Origin of the sequence: Methylobacterium litchii, from assembly GCF_038442315.1 — a bacterium.
Taxonomy (GTDB): Bacteria; Pseudomonadota; Alphaproteobacteria; order Rhizobiales; family Beijerinckiaceae; genus Methylobacterium; species Methylobacterium litchii.
This window is the reverse complement of record NZ_JBBXMY010000001.1, coordinates 665,677-689,252: the sequence shown is the minus strand read 5'-3', so window position 1 is coordinate 689,252 and position 23,576 is coordinate 665,677. Positions and strand designations below refer to the sequence as shown.

Below are 23,576 nucleotides of genomic sequence, written 5' to 3'. Positions count from 1 at the left end.
TATTCGTCAGGGGCCGGCGACGCAACTCGTGCGGCGTCACAGGGCGGCCAGGGTCGGCCCCACCGCAGCGAAGTGTGCCGGCCAATCCGGCGGCCGGTATCCCTCGAGACGGCCGGCGAGATCCGCCCGGAGGGGCGAGCCCGCCTCCATCAGACGCTCCACCGCCGCCAGCCAGCCCGGCCCGTCGAGGGGATCGTGGAATCGGGCAAGGCCCTCCGCAATCTCCCGGTGGGCCGGGATGTCGGAGGCGACGACCGGCAGCCCCGAGGCGGCGGCCTCGACCACCGGAATGCCGTAGCCTTCGGTGAAGGAGGGCATCAGCAGGGCCGTGCAGGAGCGCATCAGCGCCGCGAGGCCATGGGTCGAGAGGCCGGAGGCCTCGATGACATGCGCCGTCACGCCGGGGCAGCGTTCCAGCATGTCGATGGCACTCTCGGCCTCCCAGCCCCGGCGCCCGACGACGACGAGCCGGGGCGTCGCCGCCCCGTGCCGCTCGGCCAGCACCCGCCAGAGTTGGAACAGCAGGAGGTGATTCTTGCGCGATTCGATGGTGCCGCAGGCGAGGAAGGTCGGCCGGGGCGGATGCAGGCGCGGTCCCTCCCGCCCGAAGGCCGGCTCGACGCCGAGATGCCCCACCGCGACGGGCGGGCGCGGAAAGCGCCACGCATCGAGGAGGGCGAGCGTGCGCCGGCCCGTATCCTCGGAATTGACGAGGATCGCCGCCGCGTGCCGCCCCACGGTGCGCATCCGGACCTCGTGCCGGGCGGCCTCGCCCGCGCGGCCGTATTCGGGATGGCTGATCGGGATGACGTCGTGGACGAAGAAGGCCGCCCGCACGTCCCGCCGGTCATAGAGCCAATCGAACCGGCCGGGCTTGTCGAGCCGCAGATGCGAGGTGTGGAGATAGAGGCTGTCGCGCGGCAGGGCCGCGATGGGCCGGGACCGGGCGAGGATTCGTGCCACGGTGCGGGCCTGGATAAGCCGCCGATCCCGCGCGGCGGAGCCCGGCTTGCCGGCCGGTTCCCGCGCCTCGCCCGGTACCGGGGCCCCGAGGCGCGCGGCGAGCCGTCGATAGGCGGGATCCTCGTCCGCCGGGCGGTCCTCGATCCAGCCCGCCTCCACCGCCGCCACGATGGACAGCGCCTCCTCGCGCGGAAGCACGCGGGGGCCGACCGCCGTGGAGACGACGCCGACGCTTTTCTCTCGATGACCGAGGAATGCGTGCGCATAGGCGAGATCGACCCGGTCGATCCCGGACGGACTCGCGTGGCGCAGCCGGGTGACGAGGCGGGTGAGGTCGAAGGCGGTCGGGCGCTGGATCGTCACGATGAATGCGTGGTCTCGCGTGCCGGGGATGTGGGCCCCTGCCTACAAGCCCCGGCGGCGCGGGACCAGCGCCGGGGGTGCCTTCCGCGCCACCGGGTGTGGCCGATACGCCGTCCCATGCATTTCAGGGCTTGCCTTGCCGGGCGCGGAGACGCTAAGAGCGCGGACCCTTCGGGGCGTCGGAGTGTAGCGCAGCCCGGTTAGCGCACTAGTCTGGGGGACTAGGGGTCGTGGGTTCGAATCCCGCCACTCCGACCATTTTGCGTCCCGATACAATCACCTGATGTCGGATCGGTGATTGTTCGGCCCGCAAGACTTGGTCAGCGACCCTGCTTCCCGTGCCTCTCGCATTCGCTCGCACGGGCATTCTGATCTTTCCAGACCTCACCGCTCCTCGAAAGCGCTCCGCCCTCGCAGCTTTTCGCCGGCCAGATCGGCCGCGGCACGGCCCTGCGGTCCCAATCGCCAAGCTTCAAGCGGAATTGCTGCGTGATTCTCCCAGCGCAGCAAAAGCATTGCGCCCCGCGCGGATACCAAGTTATCATGATCGATATATTTCGCCACACGAGGCGAAATGGTCAATTCGGTCGCGAAGATATTTGCTGATGAACATTATCGCAAAGATTGAGCAGATTCGAGCTATCTTCGCGACCAGCTCAGAACCAATGCCGCTCATACTCGACCTGATGCGAGTGAAGCGCGCTAACTATCGCGCTGAGTGTTGCGGCATCAGCTTCGAAATTCAAGCCAATACGCACGAGTGGTATACGATCTATGAGAATGTGATCCGTGAGGACTACTTCTCCGATGGAATCTCCCTCGCCGAAGGTGATACCGTCATCGATATCGGTGCCAATTTCGGGTCTTTCACGGTCCTGGCGTCCAAGAAGGTCGGGCGGACCGGACGGGTCATCGCGTTCGAGCCCAATCCGGACGTGTGCGAACGCCTCAAGCACAATGTGGCTATCAACGCGCTGTCCAACATCGAAGTGCGAAACGAAGCGGTCTGCGGCCAGGACGGCGAGATCGTTCTGCTGCTGCAGGAACGCTCGTCGCTCACCACGATGTTCTCAAACATCGACCAGCGCGAGAGCAACGACGTCCGGCCGTTCACGGTGAAGGCCGCCGGCATCGTCACCATCCTGCGCTCGCTCGATCGCCCGGTCGCTCTCCTGAAGATCGATTGCGAAGGCGCCGAGTACGATATCTTCAGGGCACTCGACCGCGACACGATGAAGAACGTGCGCCAGATCGCGATGGAGCTTCACACGATCGAGGGGCACAGCGACAGGGAGATCGTCGACAAGCTCACCGATTTCGGCTTCATCGTTTCGAACAAATACCCGATGCTGTTCGCCCGCAGGCCGAACTAGAACACCGCTTCGGCACAAGAGAAGTCGATCCCACCCCCGGCATCGGACGGCCTGCCAGTAGCCAAGCCGGCGAGGCTCGGCCATGACTGGCCTTCCGCCGGAGGGGCGGCGGGCGGGATCGGGAAGGGGCATGGCCAGGGAATCGGGGCCGTCGTCGCGGAACAGGTCGGTCGTCGACGCCGATTCCGTCAGGGTCAGCGATCTCGTTCCGCGTTTCGGCTTCCTCGCCGAATCCCTGTCGCCCGAGGACAATGCCGGCGTGTGGCGCGAGGCGGTCGGCACGCTCTTCGACGTCGAGGACTTGGCGCTGGGCGAGCCCGGCCCGTTCCGCGCCGACCTCACCAGCTTCGCCCTCGGGTCGGTGCTCCTCGGCACGACGCGGGCGAGCGGCCAGCGCTTCCGCCGGACGGTCGACACCATCGCACGCAGCAACGTCGATCACATCATCCTGCAACTCTACGTCCGTGGCGGCTTCGAGGGCGTCGCCGGCCCGCGGGCGATGCGGGTGCAGCCCGGCGACATCTGCCTGTTCGACCTCGCCCAGACACTCGACACGCGGGCGAACGCCTTCGAGAACGTGACGATGGTGATCCCCCGCCCCAAGCTGGCGGCCTACCTGCCGAGCCTCGAGGCGCTGCACGGGCTGGTCATCCCGGGGACGGAGGTGGCGGGGGCGCTGATCGGGCGCCACCTGCAGGCCCTGCTGGAGGTCGCCCCCTCCATGATGCAGACCGAGTGCGAGATGGCCGTGGAGGCCTCCATCGGCCTGATCACCGCCTGCCTGCGGGCCGAGGTGCAGCGCGCCGACCAGGGCGCCGGCACCACCGGAGAAGGCGACCGGCTCATCCGCATCAAGCAGCATATCGAGGCGCGGCTCGGCGATGCGGACTTGTCGGGCGAGAGCATCCTGCGCCAGCTCGGCCTGTCGCGCTCCGTGCTCTACCGGCTCTTCGCCCCGCACGGGGGCGTCGAGGCCTATATCCGAAGCCGTCGCCTGCACCGGGCCTTCTTCGATCTCACCGCGCCCGGCGCGCGGGCGAAGGATGTGGCCGGGCGCTGGCAACTCGGCGCGGAGGCGAGCTTCCACCGCGCCTTCAAAGCCGCCTACGGCATCACCCCCAAGATGGCCCGCGCGGTGGCGCAATTGCCCCGCAGCGCCAGCCCCGACGACCCGCAGACTCCGCGCTCGGTGCTGTCCCGCTGGATGCGAGGCATGGCTGCGCCGTACGGCCGTTCGACAAATTAAGACAGCAATTTTTATGTATTAACCTCGGTCTCGTTGATAATGAACAATGGTATAAGCTGATCGTTGAAAGGTATCGGCAGCACACAACCGGTGAAGCCCATGCCTCATTCGATCTTCATCCGCGAACGGAAGGCTGAAACCACGCGGCCTCCCGAACTGATCGCCTACGACATCGACAGCGTGTCGCTGGCGAACCGCCTCGTGCGGCGGCTCGCCAAATCCTTCCGGGCCAACGGGCACGATCCCGAGACCGGGCGCCGCTGGTTCCGGACGAAGCGCAGCGTGTTCGACATCTACCGCTGGCAGCAATAGCGCTCAGGCCACGCCGAGTTCGGCGCGAAACAGGGTCTCCATGTCCCGGCGGACGCGGATCGCCTCCTGGCCCTCGTCGAAGCTCACGTCGCTCCAGCGCACGGGGCGCCCGGCCGGGACGTCGTTCCGCAGCACCATGTTGTGGGCGAGGCCGATCGGCAGGGCGTCCTGCGCCAGGGCGTCGGCGGCGGGCATCAGCTTGCCGTAGACGGTGAAGCCGCCTTCGCCGTCGAGCCTCTCGCCGGCCTTCAGGGCGCGCTTGGCGGTGGCGGCCACGTCGCCGCGCCATGCGGTGGTGGCGCCCGTCGCCTCGCCCCGGATCGCGATGGAGGCGACCGAGATGCCGAGTTCCAGCCCGATTAGGTGATAGGGCTTGTAGGTGGCGGCGTAGCGGCCGGTGCTGTCGGTCTTCAGCCCGTATTGCGCGAAGCACTCCGCGACGTAGCGGCTCGGCGCCTCGAACACCGCGTAGACGCCCCAGCGCAGGTCGCGGAACACCGGGCGCCCGTCCCGCTCCAGGGACGAGACCACCTCCACCGTGCCTTTGTCGGCGAGGATGCCCCCGTCGGAGACTGGCCGGAGCAGGGTCGGGAGGTCGTCCACGCCGCAGGCCGGGAAGGCGAGGCCGTCGCGCGGGGGCGTGAGGCCGCAGGCATTGGCCACCGCCGCCATCTCCAGCGCCGACTTGGTTCCGTCGAGGAAGGAGTTGAACATCTGCCGGTTGAAATCGCCGCCGGCCACCTGCTCGTCGGTGAAGCCGTAATGGCCCCACACCGTATCGGGGGTGGAGGCGTGGTAGACCGGCAGGTACTTCGTGCCCTTGCCGGCGCAGACGACTTCGAGCCCGATGGTGCGCGCCCAATCGACCAGTTCGGCGATGAGCGCGGGCTGGTCGCCGGAGGCCATGCTGTAGAGGATGCCCGCCTCGGCGGCCTTCCGGGCGAGGTAGGGACCGGCGAGGACGTCGGCCTCGACGTTCACCATCACCACGTGCTTGCGGTGTTCGCAGGCCTTCAGGACGTGGTGGATGCCCGCCGCCGGGCTGCCCGTGGCGTCGATGACGATGTCGATGAACGGGCTGGCGATCATCCCGTCCGCGTCGTCGGTCACGCAGGTCGTGCCTTCGCGGGACGCCTGCTCGAGGGTGGCGGCGCCGAAGCGCTCGTCCGCCCAGCCGACCCGGCGCAGGGAGTCCATGGCGCGCGGCGGCGAGAGGTCGGCCACCGCGACGAGGTGGATGCCGGGGGTGCGCGGCGCCTGCGAGAGATACATCGAGCCGAACTTGCCGGCCCCGATCAGCCCCACGCGGACGGGCCGCTTCTCCTGCGCGCGACGCTGCAATTGCGCGAACAACGACATGGCCTCTCCTCCCGGATTTTTGCCGAACGGTGCAGCACGATCCGGGACGGGGAGCAAGACCGCCGGTCAGCGCAACCAGTAACGGTCGGCCGCCATCGGGGGCGGGAGCGGGTCGCCGAGCGCGTCGAGGATTGTGCGCTCGACGGTGCGCAGCATCGCGTCGAGGGGCAGGTCGTTCGGCGCCGTGCCGAAGGGCTCCTCCAGCTCGTCGCCGAGGGCGTCGAGGCCGAAGAACGTGTAGGCGACCAGCGCCACGGCGAAGGGCGTCGCCCAGCCCAGCGAGCCGGAAAGCCCCACCGGCAGGAACAGGCAGTAGAGCCACGCCGTCCGGTAGACGAGGAGCGTGTAGGCGAAGGGCACGGGCGTGTGGCGGATGCGCTCGCAGGCGGTCTGGATCGCGCAGAGGTCCGAGACCTTCCGTTCGAGCAGGCCGAACAGCACGTCGGTGATCGCCCCCGCCCGCATCGCCGCCGCGAGGTCGCCGAGGAGCGGCCGGAGGGTGGCGTCCACGGGGCTTGGCCGGTCGCGCAGGGCGGCCTCGTCCTCGCTCAGCCATGCGGCGGCGGCCTGCGCCTCGTCCCCGTCGCGGAGGGAGGCATGGAGGGCGCTGGTGAAGGCGATCACCCGCAGGAGGCTCGCCCGGCGCAGGGCGGCGTGATCTTTCCCCGGCAGCAGGGCGGGGATGGTGCGGGCGAGCCCCCGCGTCTCCACGATGAGCGAGCCCCAGACCTTCCGCGCCTCCCACCAACGGTCGTAGCAGGCGTTGTTGCGGAAGCTGAGGAAGATCGAGAGGGCGAGGCCGATCAGCGTGAACGGCCCGACCCCGGCGGTGACGGGGAAGGCCCAGGGCCAGCGCTGCTCGGCGGCGACGACCACCACCGAGAAGGCCGTGATCCCGATCACCGTCGGCGCCACCTGCGGCAGGATCGAGCCGCGCAGGGCGAACAGGACGGTGATGAGCGTGGGGCGGGGGCGGACGATCATGCCCGCTCTGTGCCACGGGCGCGGGCGCTTGGCAGCCTCTTCCGGAGAGGACACGATTGTGCGCCGCGTTGTTGACAACGCGCCGCAACGGGTGCGACTGCGCCGCCTTCGTTAACGAGGGGTCTCCGCCGCGCCGGGAGGGGCACCCCGGAGGGGGCGGCGCTGGGCGTCGCGGCTGGAATGCGCGCACTCATCTTTCCGGGCCAGGGCAGCCAGGCCGTGGGCATGGCCAAGGATCTGGCGGCGGAATTCCCGCAGGCGCGGGCCGTGCTCGACGAGGTCGACGACGCCCTCGGCCAGAAGCTCTCGCACCTGATGGCCGAGGGTCCGGCCGACGAGCTGACCCTCACCGCCAACGCCCAGCCGGCCCTGATGGCCGCGAGCCTCGCGGCGCTGCGCGTGCTGGAGGCCGAGAAGGGCCTGGATCTCACGCGGGACGTGGCCTGCGTCGCCGGCCATTCCCTCGGCGAATACGCGGCGCTCGCCGCCGCCGGCTCCCTCTCCGTCACCGATGCCGCGCGGCTCCTGCGCATCCGGGGCGAGGCGATGCAGGCGGCGATGCCCCCCGGCGCCGGGGCCATGGCAGCGTTGATCGGCACCGATCTCGCCGCCGCCCACGCCCTGGCCGAAGAGGCCGCGCAGGGCGAGGTCTGCGACGTCGCCAACGACAATGGCGGCGGGCAGGTGGTGCTCTCCGGCAGCCGCGCCGCCGTCGAGCGGGCCGTCGCCCTCGCCCCCTCGAAGGGAATCAAGCGCGCGGTGATGCTCAACGTCTCCGCGCCGTTCCATTGCCGCCTGATGGCACCCGCCGCCATGCGGATGTCGCAGGCGCTCGCGGCGGTGGAGCTGAACGCCCCACGCGTGCCGCTCTACGCCAACGTCACCGCCGCGCCGGTCGGCGGGCCGGACGCAATCCGCGCCGCCCTGGTGGAGCAGGTCACCGGCACCGTCCGCTGGCGCGAGAGCATCGCCGCCATGGCCGAATCCGGCGTGGACCGCTTCGTCGAACTCGGCGCGGGCAAGGTCCTCGCCGGCCTCGTCAAGCGCATCGCCCCCGGCGCGCAGGCCAGTTCGGTCGGCACCCCGGCCGACGTCGCCGCCTTCGCGCTCTGATCACGAACGGAACCCGACCCATGTTCGATCTGACCGGCCGGAAGGCCCTCGTCACCGGCGCGACCGGCGGCCTCGGCGGCGCCATCGCCCGCGGCCTGCACGCGGCGGGCGCCACGGTCGCCCTGTCCGGCACCCGCGCCGAGGCGCTGGAGGCCCTGGCGGCGGAACTCGGCGAGCGCACGGCAATCGTGCCCGCGAACCTCGCCGACACCGCCTCCGTCGAGGCGCTGGTCCCCTCCGCCGAGGCGGCCATCGGCCCGCTCGACATCCTCGTGAACAACGCCGGCATCACCCGCGACAACCTCTTCATGCGGATGAAGGACGAGGAGTGGGATTCGGTGATCGCCGTGAACCTCACCGCCGCCTTCCGCCTGTCGCGGGCGGCGGTGAAGGGCATGATGCGCCGCCGCTACGGCCGGATCATCGGCATCGGCTCGGTGGTCGGCACCACCGGCAATCCCGGCCAGGGCAACTACGCCGCCGCGAAGGCGGGTCTCGTGGGCCTCACCAAGGCGCTCGCGGGCGAGGTCGCCTCGCGCGGGATCACCGTGAACTGCATCGCGCCGGGCTTCATCGCCTCGCCGATGACCGACGCGCTCAACGAGAAGCAGCGCGAGGGCATCCTCACCCGCGTGCCGGCGGGGCGCCTCGGCGAGGGCGCGGAAGTGGCGGCGGCGGCGCTTTACCTCGCTTCTGCGGAGGCGGGCTATGTCACCGGCCAAACATTGCATGTGAACGGCGGCATGGCGATGATCTGACCTGAAACGGGGTCAAGGCACTGAAAAACCACACCTCTGAACGGTTTGTGAACGGCCTCTCGCCAGCGCCGGAACCCTGTGCTACCACCCGCTTCAGCCGTACAGGGGGTTGACGGTTAAGCGGGTTTTCAGTCCAAAGCCCCTGCATCGGGGCTAACCCGGTTCACCTCGAAACACGCGCGATCGGACACCGGCTCTCCAGTGCCCTCAGGCAAGGTGAGCCACGGCACACAAGAAGACGCGACAGAGACCAGCAAGGACGAGGACGCAAGACCGATGAGCGATATCGCTGAGCGCGTGAAGAAGATCGTTGTCGAACACCTGGGCGTGGAGCCCGAGAAGGTGGTCGAGAGCGCCAACTTCATCGACGACCTCGGTGCCGACAGCCTCGACACCGTCGAGCTGGTCATGGCCTTCGAGGAAGAGTTCAACGTCGAAATCCCGGACGACGCCGCCGAGACCATCCAGACGGTCGGGGACGCGGTGAAGTTCCTGGAGAAGAACTCGGCCGCCTGAGGGGCCGACGCGAGTTTTCACGCGGCGCGGATGAGGCGGTTTCGCCCCCGCGCCGTTATTCGTTTTTGAAGGGCTGACGGGACGGAATCGATGCGGCGGGTTGTGGTCACGGGTCTAGGGATGGTCACGCCGCTGGGCAGCGGGGTGGAGCACACCTGGAGCCGCCTGATCGCGGGGGATAGCGGAGCCGGGACGATCCGCGGCTTCGAATCGGCCGACCTGCCGTGCCGGATCGCCTGCCAGATTCCCTTCGGCGACGGATCGGACGGTTCGTTCAACCCCGATTCCGCCATGGATCCCAAGGAACAGCGCAAGGTCGATCCGTTCATCGTCTACGCGGTGGCGGCGGCCGACGAGGCGCTGGCCGACGCGAACTGGCACCCGACCGACGAGGAGGACCGCTGCGCCACGGGCGTGCTGATCGGCTCCGGCATCGGCGGTATCGGCGGCATCTACGACGCCTCGGTGACCCTGCACGACAAGGGGCCGCGCCGCATCTCGCCGTTCTTCATCCCCGGCCGCATCATCAACCTCGCCTCGGGCCAGGTCTCGATCAAGCACGGGCTGAAGGGCCCGAACCACGCGGTGGTGACGGCCTGCTCGACCGGCGCGCACGCCATCGGCGACGCGAGCCGCCTGATCGCGCTGGGCGATGCCGACGTGATGGTGGCGGGCGGCGCCGAATCGCCGGTGAACCGCCTCTCCATCGCGGGCTTCTCGGCCTGCCGCGCCCTCTCCACCGGCTTCAACGACGCCCCGGAGAAGGCCTCCCGCCCCTACGACAAGGACCGCGACGGCTTCGTGATGGGCGAAGGCGCGGGCATCGTCGTGCTGGAGGAATACGAGCACGCCAAGGCGCGCGGGGCGAAGATCTACGCCGAGATCGTCGGCTACGGCCTCTCGGGCGACGCCTACCACATCACCTCCCCCTCCCCGGACGGGGACGGCGCCTTCCGCTGCATGACGGCGGCCGTGAAGCGGGCGGGGATCGACCCGGCCGAGATCGACTACATTAATGCCCACGGCACCTCGACGCCCATGGGCGACGAGTTGGAGCTGAAGGCGGTGGAACGCCTCCTCGGCGACGGCGCGGGCAAGGCCACGATGTCCTCGACCAAGAGCGCGGTGGGCCACCTCCTCGGCGCTGCTGGCGCGGTGGAGGCGATCTTCTCGGTCCTCACCATCCGCGACGGCGTGATCCCGCCGACGCTGAACCTCGACAACCCAAGCGTCGAGACGAAGATCGACCTTGTGCCACACGAGGCCAAGCGCAAGCGGGTGGACATCGCCCTGTCGAACTCCTTCGGCTTCGGCGGGACCAACGCCTCGCTGGTGATGCGCCGGGTCTGACCTTTCAAGAACGCCCTGACACGTCCCTCATCCTGAGGTGCCGCGAGGCGGCCTCGAAGGAGGCCTCCAGGAACCGCGCGCAGACTGGACCCCTCCTTCGAGGCGGCTGACGCCGCACCTCAGGATGAGGGACAGGGCTGGATGGGATGGGCTGCCTTTACAATTGCCGCGCGGGCCGCTCGGCCGGCTTCGTCAGCATCGTCACGATCTGCATCAGCATCGCCCGTGAGCAGCGATGGAGGGGATCGGTCGGCCATGCGTCGGGCAGGGCCTCGACGGTGGCGCGGAGCAGCGTGAGCCGCTGCTTGGTGTCGGCGAGGTTGGACATCCTCAACTCCCGGAAGGCCCGTGTCCGCGGTACGCCCCCGCTGACGAGCCCTGAACCACCCATAGTCGGGGAGTGGGAAAACCGAACAGAGACGGCTCCTACGACCTTTAGCACCGGAGCGCCTGGACATGCGTCGCAGGCTCCCCGACCGCATGGTCAAGGAAGATGGCGCCCAAGCGGCGGGCACCAAGCCTCTCTGTTAGGGGCTTCCCAACCCCAGGGCGGCGCGTACCGCCCCACCCACCAATAGGCCGACCGCAGGCCCGGCGGTCAAGGGGGCGGAGGGCATTTGGTCCCAGGAGAAGGCAGGGGTCTTAGGGCACCCGCCCTTCGGGCGTCAGGCGGTGCACCACCTCCGGCAGGGCCTGCGACAGCTCGCTGAGCAGCGCCGAGCGGTCCATGCCGGTTTCCCGCTCCAGCGTCGCGACGGTGTCGCCGCCGAGCGCGTGGGCGAGCTGGTCCGGGTCGATGGCATGGTTGGCGCCGTGGCCGATCCACGAACCGATCACGTCGCCGAGCCCGGCATTGCGGAAACGGTCCACCAGGGGGCCGAGGCCGCCAACCTCCTCCGGATCGGGGCGCGCCTGACTGCCGCCACCACCGCTACCACCGCCGAGCATCCCCGACAGGTCGTCGAAGCCGCTGCCGGGGAGCGAGTCATCGACGGGTCCATCCGCCGAGGGGCCGGTGTTGCGGCGTCCGCCATACTGGTCGAACCCGCCGATATCGCCGGGCTCGTCGCGCGGCATCGGCTGCGGCGGGCGGGTGCCCGTGCGGTCGGCCTCCGGGCCAGGCTCGCCCTGCTGCCCCCGGCCGAAGATATCGCCGAAGCCGCCGCTGGCGCCCTTGGCGAGGAGCAGCATCAGCAGCGCCTTCACCACCGGGGACATCCCGCCCTGCCGGCCGCCGAAGACCTGCCCGAGAACGCCACCGATCACCGATTCCAGCATGCCCATGGGGGCCTCCCTCCGTGGTGTGTCGCGAGCCCGGGCCAGCGCCTGCAGGCCGGTCGGCGGCGGATCAACGCCCCGCGCCGGTCGTTCGGTTCCCCAGGGCGCCGAGCGCGCAGCCCGCGAGGTAGAGGGGCAGCATCAAAGCCGCCCCTTCGAGCCAGAGGCCGGGCAGGCCGGGCATCGCCTGGGCGGTGGCGAGCAGCAGCAACACGAGGGCGAGCCCGGCGAGGCCCAAGGGGATCGCCCGGTTCTCCGGCCAGCCCGCCAGGAAACCCACGGCGCAGCCGAGCAGGATCGCCCCGGCGAGGCCGGGCCAGAAGGCGGTGAGAAGCAGGGTCACGGCGCGAGCGCCACCGTCGCGGGGCCGGCGCCCCGGTCGGGACCCGCCGCGACCTGGCCCGGCCGCATCCCCGCCTGGAGCAGATATTCCATCAGCGCCTGCGCCCGCTGCCGGGCGAGGCCGGAATTCTCCTCCTCCGGCGGCTTGGCCTCGGGCTCCGGCGCCTTCTCGGCCTTCGCCTTGCCGGGCTTCTTCTCTGCCGGCTTCTTAGGCTCCTCCGTGGGCGGCGGCGGCTTGGCGCCCGGCGGGTCGGCGGGGCCGGAGACCGCCACGCGCAGGTCCGGGCAGGTCTTGGCCAAGGCGGCCAGGGCATCGAGGCCGGGATAGAAGGCCGGCGTCAGGGCCGTGCTGCCCACGGCGAAGCGCCAATCCGCCGTGGCGGTCGCGGCGGCGACGCCCTGACGGCAGGATTCCCCGTCGCGCCGGGTGTCCGCCTCCCTCGCGGAGACGGCCACCTCGCCGGTCCAGCCGGCCGGCAGCAGGGTGGAGACCCGGTTCGGCGCACGGTCGGCGGCCTCGGGATAGAGGCTCTCGCCCGTGAGAGACAGGCTCCTGTCGGTAAGGATTGCCTCGCCCGTGGCAAGGGTCGAGAGCATGGTCGCAGCTCCGTCGAGGGCGTTCGCGAGACCCGTCGGGGCCCCGTCGGCGAGGCGGGTGCGGTCGATCACCGGCTCGCGGAACACCCGCTGGCGCAGGGCGGCGAGCACCCGGCGGCGGGTCTCCTCGTCAGGCAGGTGGCCGCTCACCGTCAGCGCCTCCGGCGTGCGGCGCAGGCTCACCCGGTAGGGCGAGAGCGGCTTGGCGGCGAGGGTCACCGTGCCGGCCGCGACGCCGGCGGGGCGGCCCTCCTTCTGGAGCGCCTGCGCCTCGGGGATCGCCTGCGGGTCGATGGCATCGCCCTTCACAGAGACCGCGCCGCCCGCATACGTGACCTCGCCGGCCTGGATCAGCCCCGCGAGCTTGCCCATGAAGGCGATGAGATCCTGGGGCGCGACGGAGCCCGGCAGGCCGCGCGCGGCCTGGAGCCTGTCCTCCACCGGCCCGCCCTCGGTCAGCGTGCGGGCCATGGCGAGGGCCATCTGGCGGGCGGCCTCGGAGGGGACGTAGCCGGTGAGCGTCGCCCCCGTTCCGGTGCGGGTGAGGGCGAGGCGGTAATCGGTGATGCGCGGCGGCAGAATCTCGACCTTGCCGAGACTGAACCCGTCCGGTGGGCGCGAGAGCGCGGCGCGCAGGGCATCGTAGGCGGCGAGGTCCACCGCCTCGCCGGAGAGGCTGAGCACGGTGTCGGTCAGCACCGCCTTGGCGCCGGGGGCGAGGCTCGGCAGGCGCGCGGCGAGGAAGGTGGCGGCGGCGGAGAAGTCGGGGGGCGCGCCCCGCGCCGCGCGGGCGGCATCGCGCAAGGGCGTGCCCGCGCCGATGGCCCCCGTCACCTCCACTTCGAGGGCCTTGCGGCCGATCTCGACCGGGCGGCTGCCTTCGAGGGTCACGCCCGTGCCGCCGGTCCAGGTCGCGGCCCACTGGAAGGGCGCGGCCGTCTCCACGAGGCCGATCTCCGAGACGATCCGGCGGGGGCCATCGAGGGCGGCGAGGCGGGCGAGGACGATGGCGCGACCGGCCTCGTCGGGCGCCTCGCCCTGCGCCACCAGATCCCGCCCGCGCGCGGCGATCCGCAGCCACGGCTCGCCGTTGTTGAAGGTGGTGGCCGCGATGCCCTCGCCCTCGGCGACGACCCGCGCGCCGATGCCCGGCGCCGCCCAGATGGCGACACCGGCCCAGAGCCCGGCCAGCGGCAGCAGGCCGGCGAGCCAGCCGGCGCGGCGCAGGGCTCGGGCGGACGTCTCGGTCTGCGGCACGGATCGGGTCCGATTACGGGGAAACCCCGCCATAGCACAAAGCCATTCCGGCAGTATGAAGGCGGCGCGACAGTCTCAGCCCTCGCGCAGCATTTCCAGTTCGAGCCAGCGGTCCTCGGCGGCGGCGAGGTCCGTCTCGGCCTGGGCGAGCATCGTGCTCGCCTTCTCGAACCGCGCGGGGTCGCGGGCATAGAGGCCGGCATCCGCGAGGATCGTCTTGAGCTGCACGATGCCCGCTTCGAGCTTGGCGATGCGCTCCGGCAGGGTCTTCAGCTCGTGCTGGTCCTTGAAGCCGAGCTTCGGCTTGCCGGGCGGCGGGGCGGCGCGCTCGCGCGGCTCGGCCTTCTCCGCCTTGCCCTCGGACTTCTTGCCCGCCGCGGCGCGCGCCTCGACGCCCTTGCCGCGCTGGGTCAGCATGTCCGTATAGCCGCCGGCATATTCGACCCAGCGCCCCTCCCCCTCCGAGACGAGGACGCTGCCCACCACGCGGTCGAGGAAGTCGCGGTCGTGGCTGACGAGAAGCAGGGTGCCCTCGTAATCGTCCAGCATCTCCTGCAGCAGGTCGAGGGTTTCGAGGTCGAGGTCGTTGGTCGGCTCGTCGAGCACGAGGAGATTCGAGGGCTGCGCCAGGGCCTTGGCGATGAGCAGCCGGTTGCGCTCCCCGCCCGAGAGCACCGAGACCGGGGTGCGCGCCTGCTCCGGCGCGAACAGGAAGTCCTTCAGGTAGCCGATGACGTGCCGGCTGCGGCCGTTCACGACGACGCTGTCGCCGCGCCCGCCGGTCAGCACGTCGGTGACGGTCATGCCCGGTTCGAGGGCCGCGCGGCCCTGGTCGAGGATCACCGGCTTGAGGTTCGTGCCGAGCACGATCTCCCCCGAATCGGGGGCGATCTCGCCGGTCAGCAGCTTGATGAGGGTCGACTTGCCCGCGCCGTTGGCGCCGACGATGCCGAGGCGGTCGCCGCGCATCACCCGCAGGCTCAGGTTATCGACGATCCTGCGCTCGCCGTAGGATTTCGAGACGCCGCGCGCCTCCATCACCAGGGCGCCGGAGGATTCCGCCTCCCCCGCCTGCATGCTCACCGAGCCGACCGGACGGCGATGCTCCCGCCGGTCCTTGCGCAGCGCGTGGAGGTTGCCGAGCCGTCGCACGTTGCGCTTGCGCCGGGCGGTGACGCCGTAGCGCAGCCAGTGCTCCTCGTCAGCGATCTTGCGGTCGAGCTTGTGCTGGTTGCGCTCCTCCTCCTCGAGGAAGGCATCGCGCCACGCCTCGAAGCCGGAGAAACCCTGCTCGATCCGGCGGGTCTCGCCCCGGTCGAGCCAAATCGTCGCCCGCGACAGGGAGGAGAGGAAGCGCCGGTCGTGGCTGATGAGGACGAGGGCGGCGCGGATGCCCTTCAACTCGGCTTCGAGCCATTCGATGGCCGGCAGGTCGAGATGGTTCGTCGGCTCATCGAGGAGCAGCACGTCGGGCTCGGGCGCGAGCGCACGGGCGAGCGCCACGCGGCGGCCCTCGCCGCCGGACAGCTTCGTCGGATCCTCCTCGCCCGTCATGCCGAGGCTTTCGAGGAGGTAGCGGGCGCGGTGGATGGGATCGCCCGGCGCGAGGCCGGCTTCCACGAAATCGAGGGTGTTGGCGAACCCCGAGAAATCCGGCTCCTGCGCGAGGTAGCGGATCGTCGTGCCGGGCTGGACGAAGAGGCGGCCCTTGTCCGGCTCCGCGAGCCCGGCGGCGATCTTCATCAGCGTCGACTTGCCGGAGCCGTTGCGGCCGACGAGGCAGGTCCGGTCGCCCGGTGCGATGGTGAGATCGGCGCGGCTGATCAGCGGCGTGCCGCCGAAGGTCAGTGCGGCATCCTGGAGGGTGAGAAGCGGGGGGGCGGCCATGCGGCGCTTATGGCAGCGCCGCGCTGGCTCTTCAAACGCTCAGTCCCGCGTCACGCCGTCGGGTTGGCGGGGCCGGGCGGGCTCATCGGCTGGCTGCCGGGGTCGTTCACCGGAATCTCCGGCGGCTGGATGCCCGGCGCTTCGGCCGGCGTGTTGCCGGGGATCTCCGGCTCGGGGCTCGGCGTCGGCACCTGCGGCGGATCGTAGGGCGTATCGGGCGCGGGCGTCGGGGCGGGCTGGGGGACTTCCGGAACGGAGCCGGGATTCGCCATTGGGCATTCCTCCTCGTATTTTCGGCAATCGAACGGCCCGTAGGCGCGCGATGTTCCGCCTATTTCTTGGTGAGGAGGAGCGTGGCTTCCTTGCTGGCGACCTTCTGGATCTTCTCCGCGAACAGGGCCAGCAGGAACGGCAATTTCACTTCGAGGCGCACGCTCTCGGTCCCGACATCGATCGAGCCGGCGACCTTCTGGGCCACGGCCGAGACGCCGAAATCGAGCCGGTCGCCGGTCCAGCCGAGCTGGTCGATGGCGATGCCGCTCTTCTGGAGCAGGGCGCGGACCTGCTCGGTCCCCTCCATCAGGCGGCGCTTGGCCTCGGCCTGTCCGAGATCGTGCGGGATGTCGACGATGAGGGGCTTCGGCATCGGGGGGAACCGTGTTGGGCGCGGGGCTCGCGCGGTCAGGAGCCCCAGACATGGTGTCGCCCCCGGCGCCCGACAACGAAGGCAGCGCTTATGAAAAACGGGACGGCTCGCGCCGCCCCGTTGAGTCGTGTTCCGTCGGGGCCTTCGGCCCAACCCTGAAACGCCCCGGGCGGAGCACCGCCCGGACCACACCGCCATCCCGGAGGATGACGGCGCGACCTTAGTGTTCCTGAACCGTCGCTTGGCGGACAACCGGAGCCCGGTGTCCGGCGTCACGCCTTAGCGGCCGAGGAAGATCGAAGCCAACCGCTGGAGCAGACCCCGCGGTGCGGGCGGAGGTGCGCTCTGCCCAGGGCCGTCCCCGATCTAAGCGTTGGCGGCGAAGGGGTGCTTGGCCGTGTTGCGCTGCTCGGTGACCACGGAGGCCTTCGGCTCACCGCTGACGGCGCGCTGGATCGAGAGCTTGGTGGCCTCGTAGTTGTACTGCTGGATCTTGGCGTCGTCGGCCGCTTCCCAGTGGATGAACACGCCGACCAGCACGTACAGGTCGTCGGCCTCGTCCGCCGGGATGATGCCTTCGGCGACGCAATCCTGCACCGCCTTCGCCACGCCGTGCTGGGCCGGTCCGAACATCTGCACCGCCTGGCGGGCGTCGTTGATCGTGACCTTGTTGAACATCAGCGTGTTCGGCTTGCACGGCAGGTTCGGCGCGATCACCGCGAGCAGGCTGGTGAAGCCGTGCTTGTTGTTGGTCAGGCCGTTGCAGAAAGCCGTCTCGGCCGGCGAGTTGCGCGGTCCGATGATCAGGTCGATGTGGGCGACCTCGTTGCCATCGCCGACGAGAGCCTCGCCAACCATGACCTTGTTGATCTTCGCCATTCGGTGTCTCTCCCTGAATCCGTAAGTGGCTGCGGCGCCGGGCGAAGCCGCTGCCGGGAAGCCATCCTTGTTATCGGCGCCCGGCACGCCCCTGATGGGGTCAGACCGAGCCGGTTGGGCCGGATAGCGCGGCGGACCCTACAGCGACCCCCGAACTGTCACAAGGCGCGCAACGCCCTGATTTTGAGGAATATCTCTATGCCGGCGAAAGGATCGGCCGGATCGAGGCCCGTTCAGGCGAGCCCCGCCCCGGCCTCGGCAAGCGCCTGCCAGAACAGCGTCGCCACTGTAAAGTCGGCGCTGGTGCCGGGATTGATGCCCCGCTCCTTCAACGCGGCATCGAAGGTCAGGAGGTCGGCAACGGGCTTGCCGGCCATATCGACGCGCTCCCGGAGCGCAGCCGCCTGCGCGCGGATCTCCTCCGCCACCGCCGCCCCGTGCTTGCGCAGGATATGGCTGTCCGGAACAGCACTCAGATAGGCGAGATGCACGGCGCTGGCGCACCAGGGCGCATCGAGCCCGGCCGCCCGGGCGGCGTCGAGAGCCGGCAAACCGATGGCGCGGACATCCGCGAAGCCAGTGACGTAGGCGCGGGCGATCCGGTCGCGCGGGGCGGCCTCGGCCATGGCGTCGGACAGCGGCGGCGGGGGGGCCGACTCGTCGGTCACGTCGTGGCGGGCCGCCTGCCCCAGCCCGCCCGGCGAGGCGAGGCGAATCGCGGCGAAGACATCCCTCGAATCCTCCGGCCCGAGGGAATCAAGCGCCTGCGCCAGGGTGAGGCCCCGCTCGGCCGCCGCCGCCAGGGGCGCGCAGAGGAGGAGGATGCCGAGATTGGTGTTCTGCCCCACCGCCGCGCGGGTGGCGGCGACCCCCGCCAGCACCCGCGCACCGATTCCGGCTCCCGCGCGGGCAAGCCCCTCCGCCGAGACCTCGGCGCTGCGGGCGAAATCGGCCACCTCCATCCGGTGCCCCGCTGCGTAGGCGTGGACGTTGCCGACCTTCAGCGCGTCGAGTTCGGCGAGGCACGCGGCCCGGTAGAGATCGGCAATTCCGGCGGGCTGCATCTCACGCCACGACAAGGCGCGGGCGCACCTGCCCCCGCACCGCCGCCAGGAAACCGCGCACCACGGTGGCCGCGATGTCGGTCTCGCAGACGGTCTGGAGGCCCGACCAGGCCGGCATGGAGTTCACTTCGAGCACGGCATAGCCGCCCTCCCCGTCCTCCACGAGGTCGACGCCGGAATAGGCGACGCCCACCGCCGCCGCCGCCGCCTCGGCCAATTCGGCCGCCACAGGGGGCATGGCCCAGGGCAGCGGACGGCCGCCCCGGTGGACGTTGGTGATCCAGCCGTCGCCCTCGCGGATCATGCCCGCGACGGCCCGCCCGTCGCAGACGAACACGCGAAAGTCCCGCCACAGCCCGTCCTGCCGGGGGACGTAGCGCTGCAGGTAATAGACCCGCGAGACGGCTTCCTCCTCGGGAAGGTCCTCCGGCCGCTCGATCAGGGCCAGCCCTTCGCCCTGCGAGCCGAAGAGCGGCTTCAGCACCAGCGGGTTGCCGGGCCGCGCCTCCCGCGCGGCGAGAGCGCAGGCGGCCTCGCGGGTGGAGACCACCCAGGTCTGCGGCGTCGGCAGGCCGGCGCGGGCGATGAGCAGCGAGGTCGCCGCCTTGTCGACCGAGCGCTCGATGGCGCTCGGCGAGTTCCACACCACGCAGCCCGTCGCCACCAGGGCGTGGAGCACGCCGAGGCGCATCGTCGTCGCCTCGAAGGTGCCGCCCGCGATGGTCCGCAGCAGTACCCCGTCCGGCAGGGCGCCGTCGAAGCCCGGCACCCGCAAGGGCTCCCCGGCGCCGGTCTCGATGGTGACGTCGGCCAGCGAGAAGAGCACCGGCTCGACGCCCTGCGCCCGCAGGGCCGCGAGCAGCCGGGCCTTGTGCCAGTTGCCGTTATCGGCCGCGAGGGCGATCTTCATCGCGGCTCAGGCGAAGGACGCTTCGACCAGCGACGGCTCCAGCCGGCCGCCGCGGAAGGTCGAGCCGGTGCGCACCGACGTGACGATCGCCTCGGCCGGGGAGAACAGCGCGCCGTCGATCTTGTAGAAGTCGCCGTTCACCCGCGAGAAGATGTCGGCGAAGGGCGATCCGTGGTCGGCCGAGCCCGTCGAGGGCAGTTGCTCGGCGAGCTGCTTCGCGTCGGCATCGTCGGCATCCACGAAGAGCTGCACCCGGCCGCCGTAGATGATGGCGTCGTTGGTGCGGCCCATGGCCTTGATGAAGTCCGGGTGCGGGGGCGAGAGCGGCGCCGAGCCGATCCCGTCGAGGATGGCGTGCAGGTCGAACCCGACCGTGTGCGCCTTGTGCAGGGCCACTTCCAGTACGCGGGCCACGACCTGGGTGGAGCCGGCGAGGCTCTGGGTCGGGGCGAAGATGAAGGTCAGGTCCTCGGGGCGGACATTGGCCGCCTCGGCCACCTTGGCGACCACGCTCTCCGGTGGGCCACCGGCCGATTCGAGGACCAACGCGGTCGTGGTGGCGGTGTCGCGATAGCCGAGTTCGCCGTACAGTTCCTCGACGGCGGCGACGGCGCGGCCAGGGCCGGAGCCGAGGGCGAAGAAGCCCGTGCCGCCGGTCTCGTCCGCGAGGCTCCAGCCGGCATACTGGCTGCCGAGGCAGGCGAGCACCGGATCGGCCGAGTGGACGGTGAGCGTGTAGGGCCACGCGGCGACCGGGCCTGAGGGAACCACGGTCACGGTGCCGAGGCCGCCGAGGCAGATCTCGGCGATGCGCCGCCCGGCCTCGATGGAGCCCCGCGCGGTGGAGCCCGCATCCACCATCCGCGCGCCGCCCGGCGCCTGCGAGACGGCGAGCCGCAAGGCCTGGGCATCGGCGACGAAGCGCTCGACCAGGGGGGCGCTCAGCGCGTTGATGCTCGGGGGGCTCTGGCTGTCGCTCATACTCGGGCTTCCTCGTGTGTCGTGTTCTCGTTCAGAACCGTCCGTAGACGGTCCGTCCGTGCGTCGAGGGCGGCGCGGGCCGCCGCGCCATCCGCGCCCGTGGCGAAGACGGTGCAGAGCGGCGTATCCCGCCTCACGGTGCTGCCGGCGGCGGGCCGGTCGCGGATATGGGCGGGCCACGCGATGGCGGGAACCGGCGCATGGTCGGCCAGGGCGTAACAGATCGCCGAGGCCGCCGCATCCTCCGGCGGCACGCCGATCGACGGAGATCCGCGCTCCGCGAGGCACGCCGCGACATGCGCGGCAAGGAGCGGCGTCGCCCGCCGGTCGAGCACGTCGAGGGTCGCGCCGGGGCGCGGATTGACCTCCATGAGCCACCAGCCGGCGCCGTCGCTCAGGAAATCCGCGCTGGCGAGGCCGACGAGGCCGGTCGCCTCCGCGATCCGCATCGCAGCCTCCTGAACCTCCGCGAGGATCGCGGCCGGCAGCGGATGCGCCTCCCCCGCCGCCAGGGCCAGCGCGCCGCCGTAGCGGAACGGCCGCTCCGGCGACGGGGCGGACCATTGCGCCGTCACCGCCAGCACCTCCGCGCCGCCGGGGACGGCGAGGATGTTCACCGCGTAAGCACGGCCGGGCACGCGGGCCTGATGGTAATGGCCCGCCTCCGGCGCCGCCCCGGTCGCGGCGCGGACATGGCCGCCGCCCGATCCGCCGACAGCCTTCACGAGCCAGCGGGCGGGATCGTCCACCGGCCCCGCCGTGACGGGGGGATGCGGCACCTCGAGACGAGCGCAGAGCGCGGCGAAGGCGAAGGGGTCCTTCAGGGACGCGACGGCCTCGGCACCGGCGCCGATCAGCCGGTGACGCCGGGCGATCTGCGCGATCAGGCCGGGATCGTCCTCGAACCCGCTGCCGAGCACCACGCCGAGCGGCGCGCCCGCCTCCTCCGCGAGGGCGTCGATGGCCTCGAGCGCCGCCTCCGGCACCATGCCCCGCCCGAACCGGCCCGGCATGACCCGTGTCGATTCGGCGAGCGCCACCGTATCCGCGTCCCCGAACAGGTCGGCGACGTAGGGGCGAAGGCCCGCCCGCCGCGCCGCCTGCGCGAGGGCGCGGCCGGACTGGGCCGCGATCACGATGGCCTCGCCCACGGACGAGCGAATCAGCCGGCGATCTCCACCGCGAGCGGGTAGGCGTCGCGGAAATCGAGGCAGAGCGGCGTGTCGGATTCGAGCATCCGCTGGAACAGGCGCTTCTGCGTCTGGTACTTCACGTTGCCGACCGCCAGGGCGCCGATGCCGAAGCCCCGGCCGCCGGGCAGTTCCACATCCACCGCGTTCACGTCGATCCCCGCGATGCCGGCCGGCGGCACGGCGTTCACGTCGGAGGCGACGAGGAGCTTGCTTGCGCAGGACAGGTCGTCGGCGGTGAGGATCGGGATGCCGGCGGGGCCGGCGGAGAGGATCACGTCGGCGTCGCGGATCGCCTCGCGGCGGTCGGCGGGGGTGGTGCCGTCGACGGCGCCGACCTCGACCCCGAAGCGCCACTTCATGGTGAAGGCGATCTTGGAGACGCGCTCCTCGCCGTCATGGCCGACGAGGACGGTCTTGGCGCCTTCCAGCGCGCCGATCACCGCCGCCACGTAGGCGACGACGCCCGCGCCGCCGAAGATCACGATGCGCTTGCCCTTGAGATCGGTGCCGAACTTCACCCGCAGGGCGCGGGAGACCTGCGCCACCATGGCCGCGCCCGTGGTGAACGAGCCCGCCGGATCGGCGAAGACGTGATTCACGAAGGGGGGCACGAAGGCCTTCTTCGCCCGGTCGACCATGTCCAGGGCGTCCTCGGCGTTCTTGCCGCCGATGAACAGGCCAGTGCGGGTCCCGTCCTGCGGCGAGCGCGAGAAGATCGAGTCCTGGGTCAGCGACACGACGTCGGAGAGGCTGACCTCCGTGTACGTCATCAGCGTCTCGAAGCCGGCATCGACGGCCATGTTCACGTCGAACGGGCTCATGTGCCGGAGCGGCGTGAGCATGTGCAGGATCGAGCGGGCCATTCCTTCGACCTCTCCCTTTGATCGACCCCTTCTGGAGCCGATTCCTTTAAACAAGTCTTCCGCAGGCCCCCCGGTCAAGCGGAAGCGACCCGCGTCAGGCGCGGATCCCCCCGGCGACCGTTGCACCGGTATTGCGTCCCCGCGCAATCAGGAAGCGCAGGGACGCGTCGCCGTCGAGGCCGGAGACGAGGCTCTTCGCCTCTTTCTCAGAGCGGGCCAGGATGAAGCCGGTCGGCCCCCAGGAGCTCTGCCCGTAGCCGGCGACGCCACGCTGCGCGGCCTGTTCGAGCACGCGGGCGACGGAAGCGCTGGCGTAGCGCCCGCCCTGGTGCGGGGCGAAGTGGTCGCCCACCAGATCCTGCATCCGGGTGATGCCGGCGCCGAAGGCATCCGCGTCGCCGGTCACGCAGGCGGGCAGCACCTGCATCAGCACGATGCGGCAGATCTCGGCGGCCTGGGCCTCGGGGAAGCGCGGGAGATCGCGGAACGCCTCAACCTCCCGCGTGCCATGAACGCCGGCCATGCTGGTGTCGAGGATCAGGACGAGGCGCCATGCCTCCGGGAAGGGCAACCGGGCGATGACCGGTGGCGGCGCGGCATCGGCCCCGCGCCCGCCATCGACGATCAGCCCGCCCTCGGTGAAGGCGCGCAGGCCGACGCCCGAGCGGTTGCCGCGATCCAGCGCGTTCGAGAAGTCCTCCGGCGAGAACGGCCGCCCGGCGAGCCGCGCCAGGGCCGCCGCGACGGCAAGCGCGAGCTGCGTGCCGGAGCCGAACCCGGCATGGGCGGGAATCGCCTGCTCGACCCGGAAAGCGACCCGCGTGCCGACCCCGAGATGGGCGGCGGCGGCCTCGGCGTAGCGTCGGACGCGCTCGGCCTCCGGCCCCTCGGCCTGGAGGCTGTCGGCGGGCCGCGCCGTGAGGATCAGGGAGGGGGAGTCGATGGCGAGCCCGACGCTGCCGAACCGGCGGCCGAGGCCGCCATGCAGGTCGAGGAAGCCGAAATGCAGCCGGGCCGGCGCTTCGATGCGCACGCTCTCCGCTGCGGAATCGGGGACGTCGGACACGGCGATCCCCTTCCTCCGGGTCTGGCGTCGGAACTGGCGCGCTTCTCACACGGGAAACCCGGCGGGGCAACCGCCAAGGCCCTTGCCGGACGCGCCCGATGAAGGCAAACCTAGGCCCGCGACGGCGTGCCGAGTTTGCCGTCCGTCCGGGCAAGGGCCCGGCGGGCAGGCCATTCCGAGCCGGCGGGACTTTACGAAACGTCCCGCTCCTCCGGTCTTACGGCCGTCGCCCGCCCGACAGAGATTCACGATTCCCGGGGCCTCGACCCCGCGGGT

At 71.0% G+C, this 23,576-nt stretch carries 24 protein-coding genes and 1 tRNA gene; 8 read left to right on the top strand and 17 right to left on the bottom strand.

Translation table 11 applies throughout. The features are described from left to right. Positions 1–36 precede the first annotated feature (36 nt). Positions 37–1,320, bottom strand: a complete 1,284-nt coding sequence (locus AAHF99_RS03570) for a glycosyltransferase family 4 protein (protein ID WP_412759836.1) — start codon at positions 1,318–1,320, stop codon at positions 37–39. Between the two features lie 186 nt (positions 1,321–1,506). Between AAHF99_RS03570 and AAHF99_RS03565 the strand changes: the two genes are divergently transcribed. The 4 genes from AAHF99_RS03565 to AAHF99_RS03550 all read left to right on the top strand — a co-directional run bounded on the left by AAHF99_RS03565 (position 1,507) and on the right by AAHF99_RS03550 (position 4,257). Continuing rightward, positions 1,507–1,584, top strand: a tRNA-Pro gene (locus AAHF99_RS03565). A 347-nt stretch (positions 1,585–1,931) separates the two neighbouring features. Further along, positions 1,932–2,699: an FkbM family methyltransferase gene (locus AAHF99_RS03560; protein ID WP_342162683.1), complete on the top strand. Its 768-nt coding sequence runs from the start codon at positions 1,932–1,934 to the stop codon at positions 2,697–2,699. A gap of 130 nt (positions 2,700–2,829) precedes the next feature. Next, the gene (locus AAHF99_RS03555; RefSeq protein ID WP_342162682.1) at positions 2,830–3,945 is read left to right on the top strand and encodes an AraC-like ligand-binding domain-containing protein; all 1,116 of its coding nucleotides are present in this window, start codon (positions 2,830–2,832) and stop codon (positions 3,943–3,945) included. Between the two features lie 99 nt (positions 3,946–4,044). Continuing rightward, positions 4,045–4,257, top strand: a complete 213-nt coding sequence (locus AAHF99_RS03550; protein ID WP_243958874.1) for a hypothetical protein — start codon at positions 4,045–4,047, stop codon at positions 4,255–4,257. A gap of 3 nt (positions 4,258–4,260) precedes the next feature. On the opposite strand, the gene AAHF99_RS03545 is transcribed toward AAHF99_RS03550, so the two are convergent. Further along, positions 4,261–5,616 carry an NAD(P)H-dependent oxidoreductase gene (locus AAHF99_RS03545; protein WP_342162681.1) on the bottom strand — a complete coding sequence of 452 codons (1,356 nt, stop codon included), beginning with the start codon at positions 5,614–5,616 and terminating at the stop codon, positions 4,261–4,263. A 66-nt stretch (positions 5,617–5,682) separates the two neighbouring features. Continuing rightward, the gene (locus AAHF99_RS03540) at positions 5,683–6,600 is read right to left on the bottom strand and encodes a bestrophin family protein (protein WP_342162680.1); all 918 of its coding nucleotides are present in this window, start codon (positions 6,598–6,600) and stop codon (positions 5,683–5,685) included. Positions 6,601–6,780: 180 nt separating this feature from the next. Between AAHF99_RS03540 and fabD the strand changes: the two genes are divergently transcribed. The 4 genes from fabD (at position 6,781) to fabF (ending at position 10,337) form a co-directional block, all read left to right on the top strand. Next, positions 6,781–7,713 carry an ACP S-malonyltransferase gene (gene fabD / locus AAHF99_RS03535; protein WP_342162679.1) on the top strand — a complete coding sequence of 311 codons (933 nt, stop codon included), beginning with the start codon at positions 6,781–6,783 and terminating at the stop codon, positions 7,711–7,713. 20 nt (positions 7,714–7,733) lie between these two features. Beyond that, positions 7,734–8,471 carry a 3-oxoacyl-[acyl-carrier-protein] reductase gene (gene fabG, locus AAHF99_RS03530; RefSeq protein ID WP_243958882.1) on the top strand — a complete coding sequence of 246 codons (738 nt, stop codon included), beginning with the start codon at positions 7,734–7,736 and terminating at the stop codon, positions 8,469–8,471. 276 nt (positions 8,472–8,747) lie between these two features. Then, on the top strand, positions 8,748–8,987 hold the full coding sequence (locus AAHF99_RS03525) for an acyl carrier protein (RefSeq protein ID WP_007559070.1): 240 nt from the start codon (positions 8,748–8,750) through the stop codon (positions 8,985–8,987). A 90-nt stretch (positions 8,988–9,077) separates the two neighbouring features. Next, positions 9,078–10,337, top strand: coding sequence for a beta-ketoacyl-ACP synthase II (fabF, locus tag AAHF99_RS03520; RefSeq protein WP_243958884.1), 1,260 nt, complete (start codon positions 9,078–9,080; stop codon positions 10,335–10,337). A gap of 157 nt (positions 10,338–10,494) precedes the next feature. Here the strand turns inward: fabF and AAHF99_RS03515 are convergent, their stop codons facing one another. From AAHF99_RS03515 to AAHF99_RS03450, 14 genes are all read right to left on the bottom strand, one after another. After that, positions 10,495–10,665 (bottom strand): hypothetical protein, encoded by a 171-nt coding sequence (locus AAHF99_RS03515; RefSeq protein ID WP_342162678.1) that lies wholly within the window; start codon positions 10,663–10,665, stop codon positions 10,495–10,497. A gap of 314 nt (positions 10,666–10,979) precedes the next feature. Beyond that, the gene (locus AAHF99_RS03510) at positions 10,980–11,621 is read right to left on the bottom strand and encodes a YidB family protein (RefSeq protein ID WP_342162677.1); all 642 of its coding nucleotides are present in this window, start codon (positions 11,619–11,621) and stop codon (positions 10,980–10,982) included. A 64-nt stretch (positions 11,622–11,685) separates the two neighbouring features. Further along, on the bottom strand, positions 11,686–11,958 hold the full coding sequence (locus tag AAHF99_RS03505) for a hypothetical protein (protein ID WP_243958890.1): 273 nt from the start codon (positions 11,956–11,958) through the stop codon (positions 11,686–11,688). Continuing rightward, positions 11,955–13,811, bottom strand: coding sequence for an OmpA family protein (locus AAHF99_RS03500; RefSeq protein ID WP_342162676.1), 1,857 nt, complete (start codon positions 13,809–13,811; stop codon positions 11,955–11,957). Before AAHF99_RS03500 ends, AAHF99_RS03505 begins: the two co-directional genes overlap by 4 nt. Positions 13,812–13,886: 75 nt before the next feature. After that, a complete protein-coding gene (locus AAHF99_RS03495; protein ID WP_342162675.1) occupies positions 13,887–15,698 on the bottom strand; it encodes an ATP-binding cassette domain-containing protein in 1,812 nt (603 codons plus the stop codon). A 50-nt stretch (positions 15,699–15,748) separates the two neighbouring features. Continuing rightward, on the bottom strand, positions 15,749–15,970 hold the full coding sequence (locus AAHF99_RS03490; protein ID WP_342162674.1) for a hypothetical protein: 222 nt from the start codon (positions 15,968–15,970) through the stop codon (positions 15,749–15,751). Positions 15,971–16,029: 59 nt separating this feature from the next. Continuing rightward, entirely contained in the window at positions 16,030–16,344 is a 315-nt protein-coding gene (locus AAHF99_RS03485; protein WP_243958897.1) for a polyhydroxyalkanoic acid system family protein, read from the bottom strand. Positions 16,345–16,710: 366 nt separating this feature from the next. Continuing rightward, positions 16,711–17,223, bottom strand: a complete 513-nt coding sequence (fae, locus tag AAHF99_RS03480; RefSeq protein ID WP_243958899.1) for a formaldehyde-activating enzyme — start codon at positions 17,221–17,223, stop codon at positions 16,711–16,713. Between the two features lie 233 nt (positions 17,224–17,456). Beyond that, positions 17,457–18,287 carry a triphosphoribosyl-dephospho-CoA synthase gene (locus AAHF99_RS03475; RefSeq protein ID WP_342162673.1) on the bottom strand — a complete coding sequence of 277 codons (831 nt, stop codon included), beginning with the start codon at positions 18,285–18,287 and terminating at the stop codon, positions 17,457–17,459. A 1-nt stretch (position 18,288) separates the two neighbouring features. Further along, the gene (locus AAHF99_RS03470) at positions 18,289–19,197 is read right to left on the bottom strand and encodes an ATP-grasp domain-containing protein (RefSeq protein ID WP_342162672.1); all 909 of its coding nucleotides are present in this window, start codon (positions 19,195–19,197) and stop codon (positions 18,289–18,291) included. 6 nt (positions 19,198–19,203) lie between these two features. Further along, positions 19,204–20,178, bottom strand: a complete 975-nt coding sequence (gene mch, locus AAHF99_RS03465; protein ID WP_342162671.1) for a methenyltetrahydromethanopterin cyclohydrolase — start codon at positions 20,176–20,178, stop codon at positions 19,204–19,206. Beyond that, the gene (locus tag AAHF99_RS03460; RefSeq protein ID WP_342162670.1) at positions 20,175–21,329 is read right to left on the bottom strand and encodes an ATP-grasp domain-containing protein; all 1,155 of its coding nucleotides are present in this window, start codon (positions 21,327–21,329) and stop codon (positions 20,175–20,177) included. The genes mch and AAHF99_RS03460 overlap by 4 nt, the downstream gene beginning before the upstream one ends. Positions 21,330–21,340: 11 nt before the next feature. Next, complete coding sequence (locus AAHF99_RS03455) at positions 21,341–22,234, bottom strand: NADP-dependent methylenetetrahydromethanopterin/methylenetetrahydrofolate dehydrogenase (protein WP_342162669.1); 894 nt, start codon at positions 22,232–22,234, stop codon at positions 21,341–21,343. A gap of 94 nt (positions 22,235–22,328) precedes the next feature. Further along, positions 22,329–23,300: a beta-ribofuranosylaminobenzene 5'-phosphate synthase family protein gene (locus AAHF99_RS03450; protein ID WP_342162668.1), complete on the bottom strand. Its 972-nt coding sequence runs from the start codon at positions 23,298–23,300 to the stop codon at positions 22,329–22,331. Between the last annotated feature and the right edge of the window lie 276 nt (positions 23,301–23,576).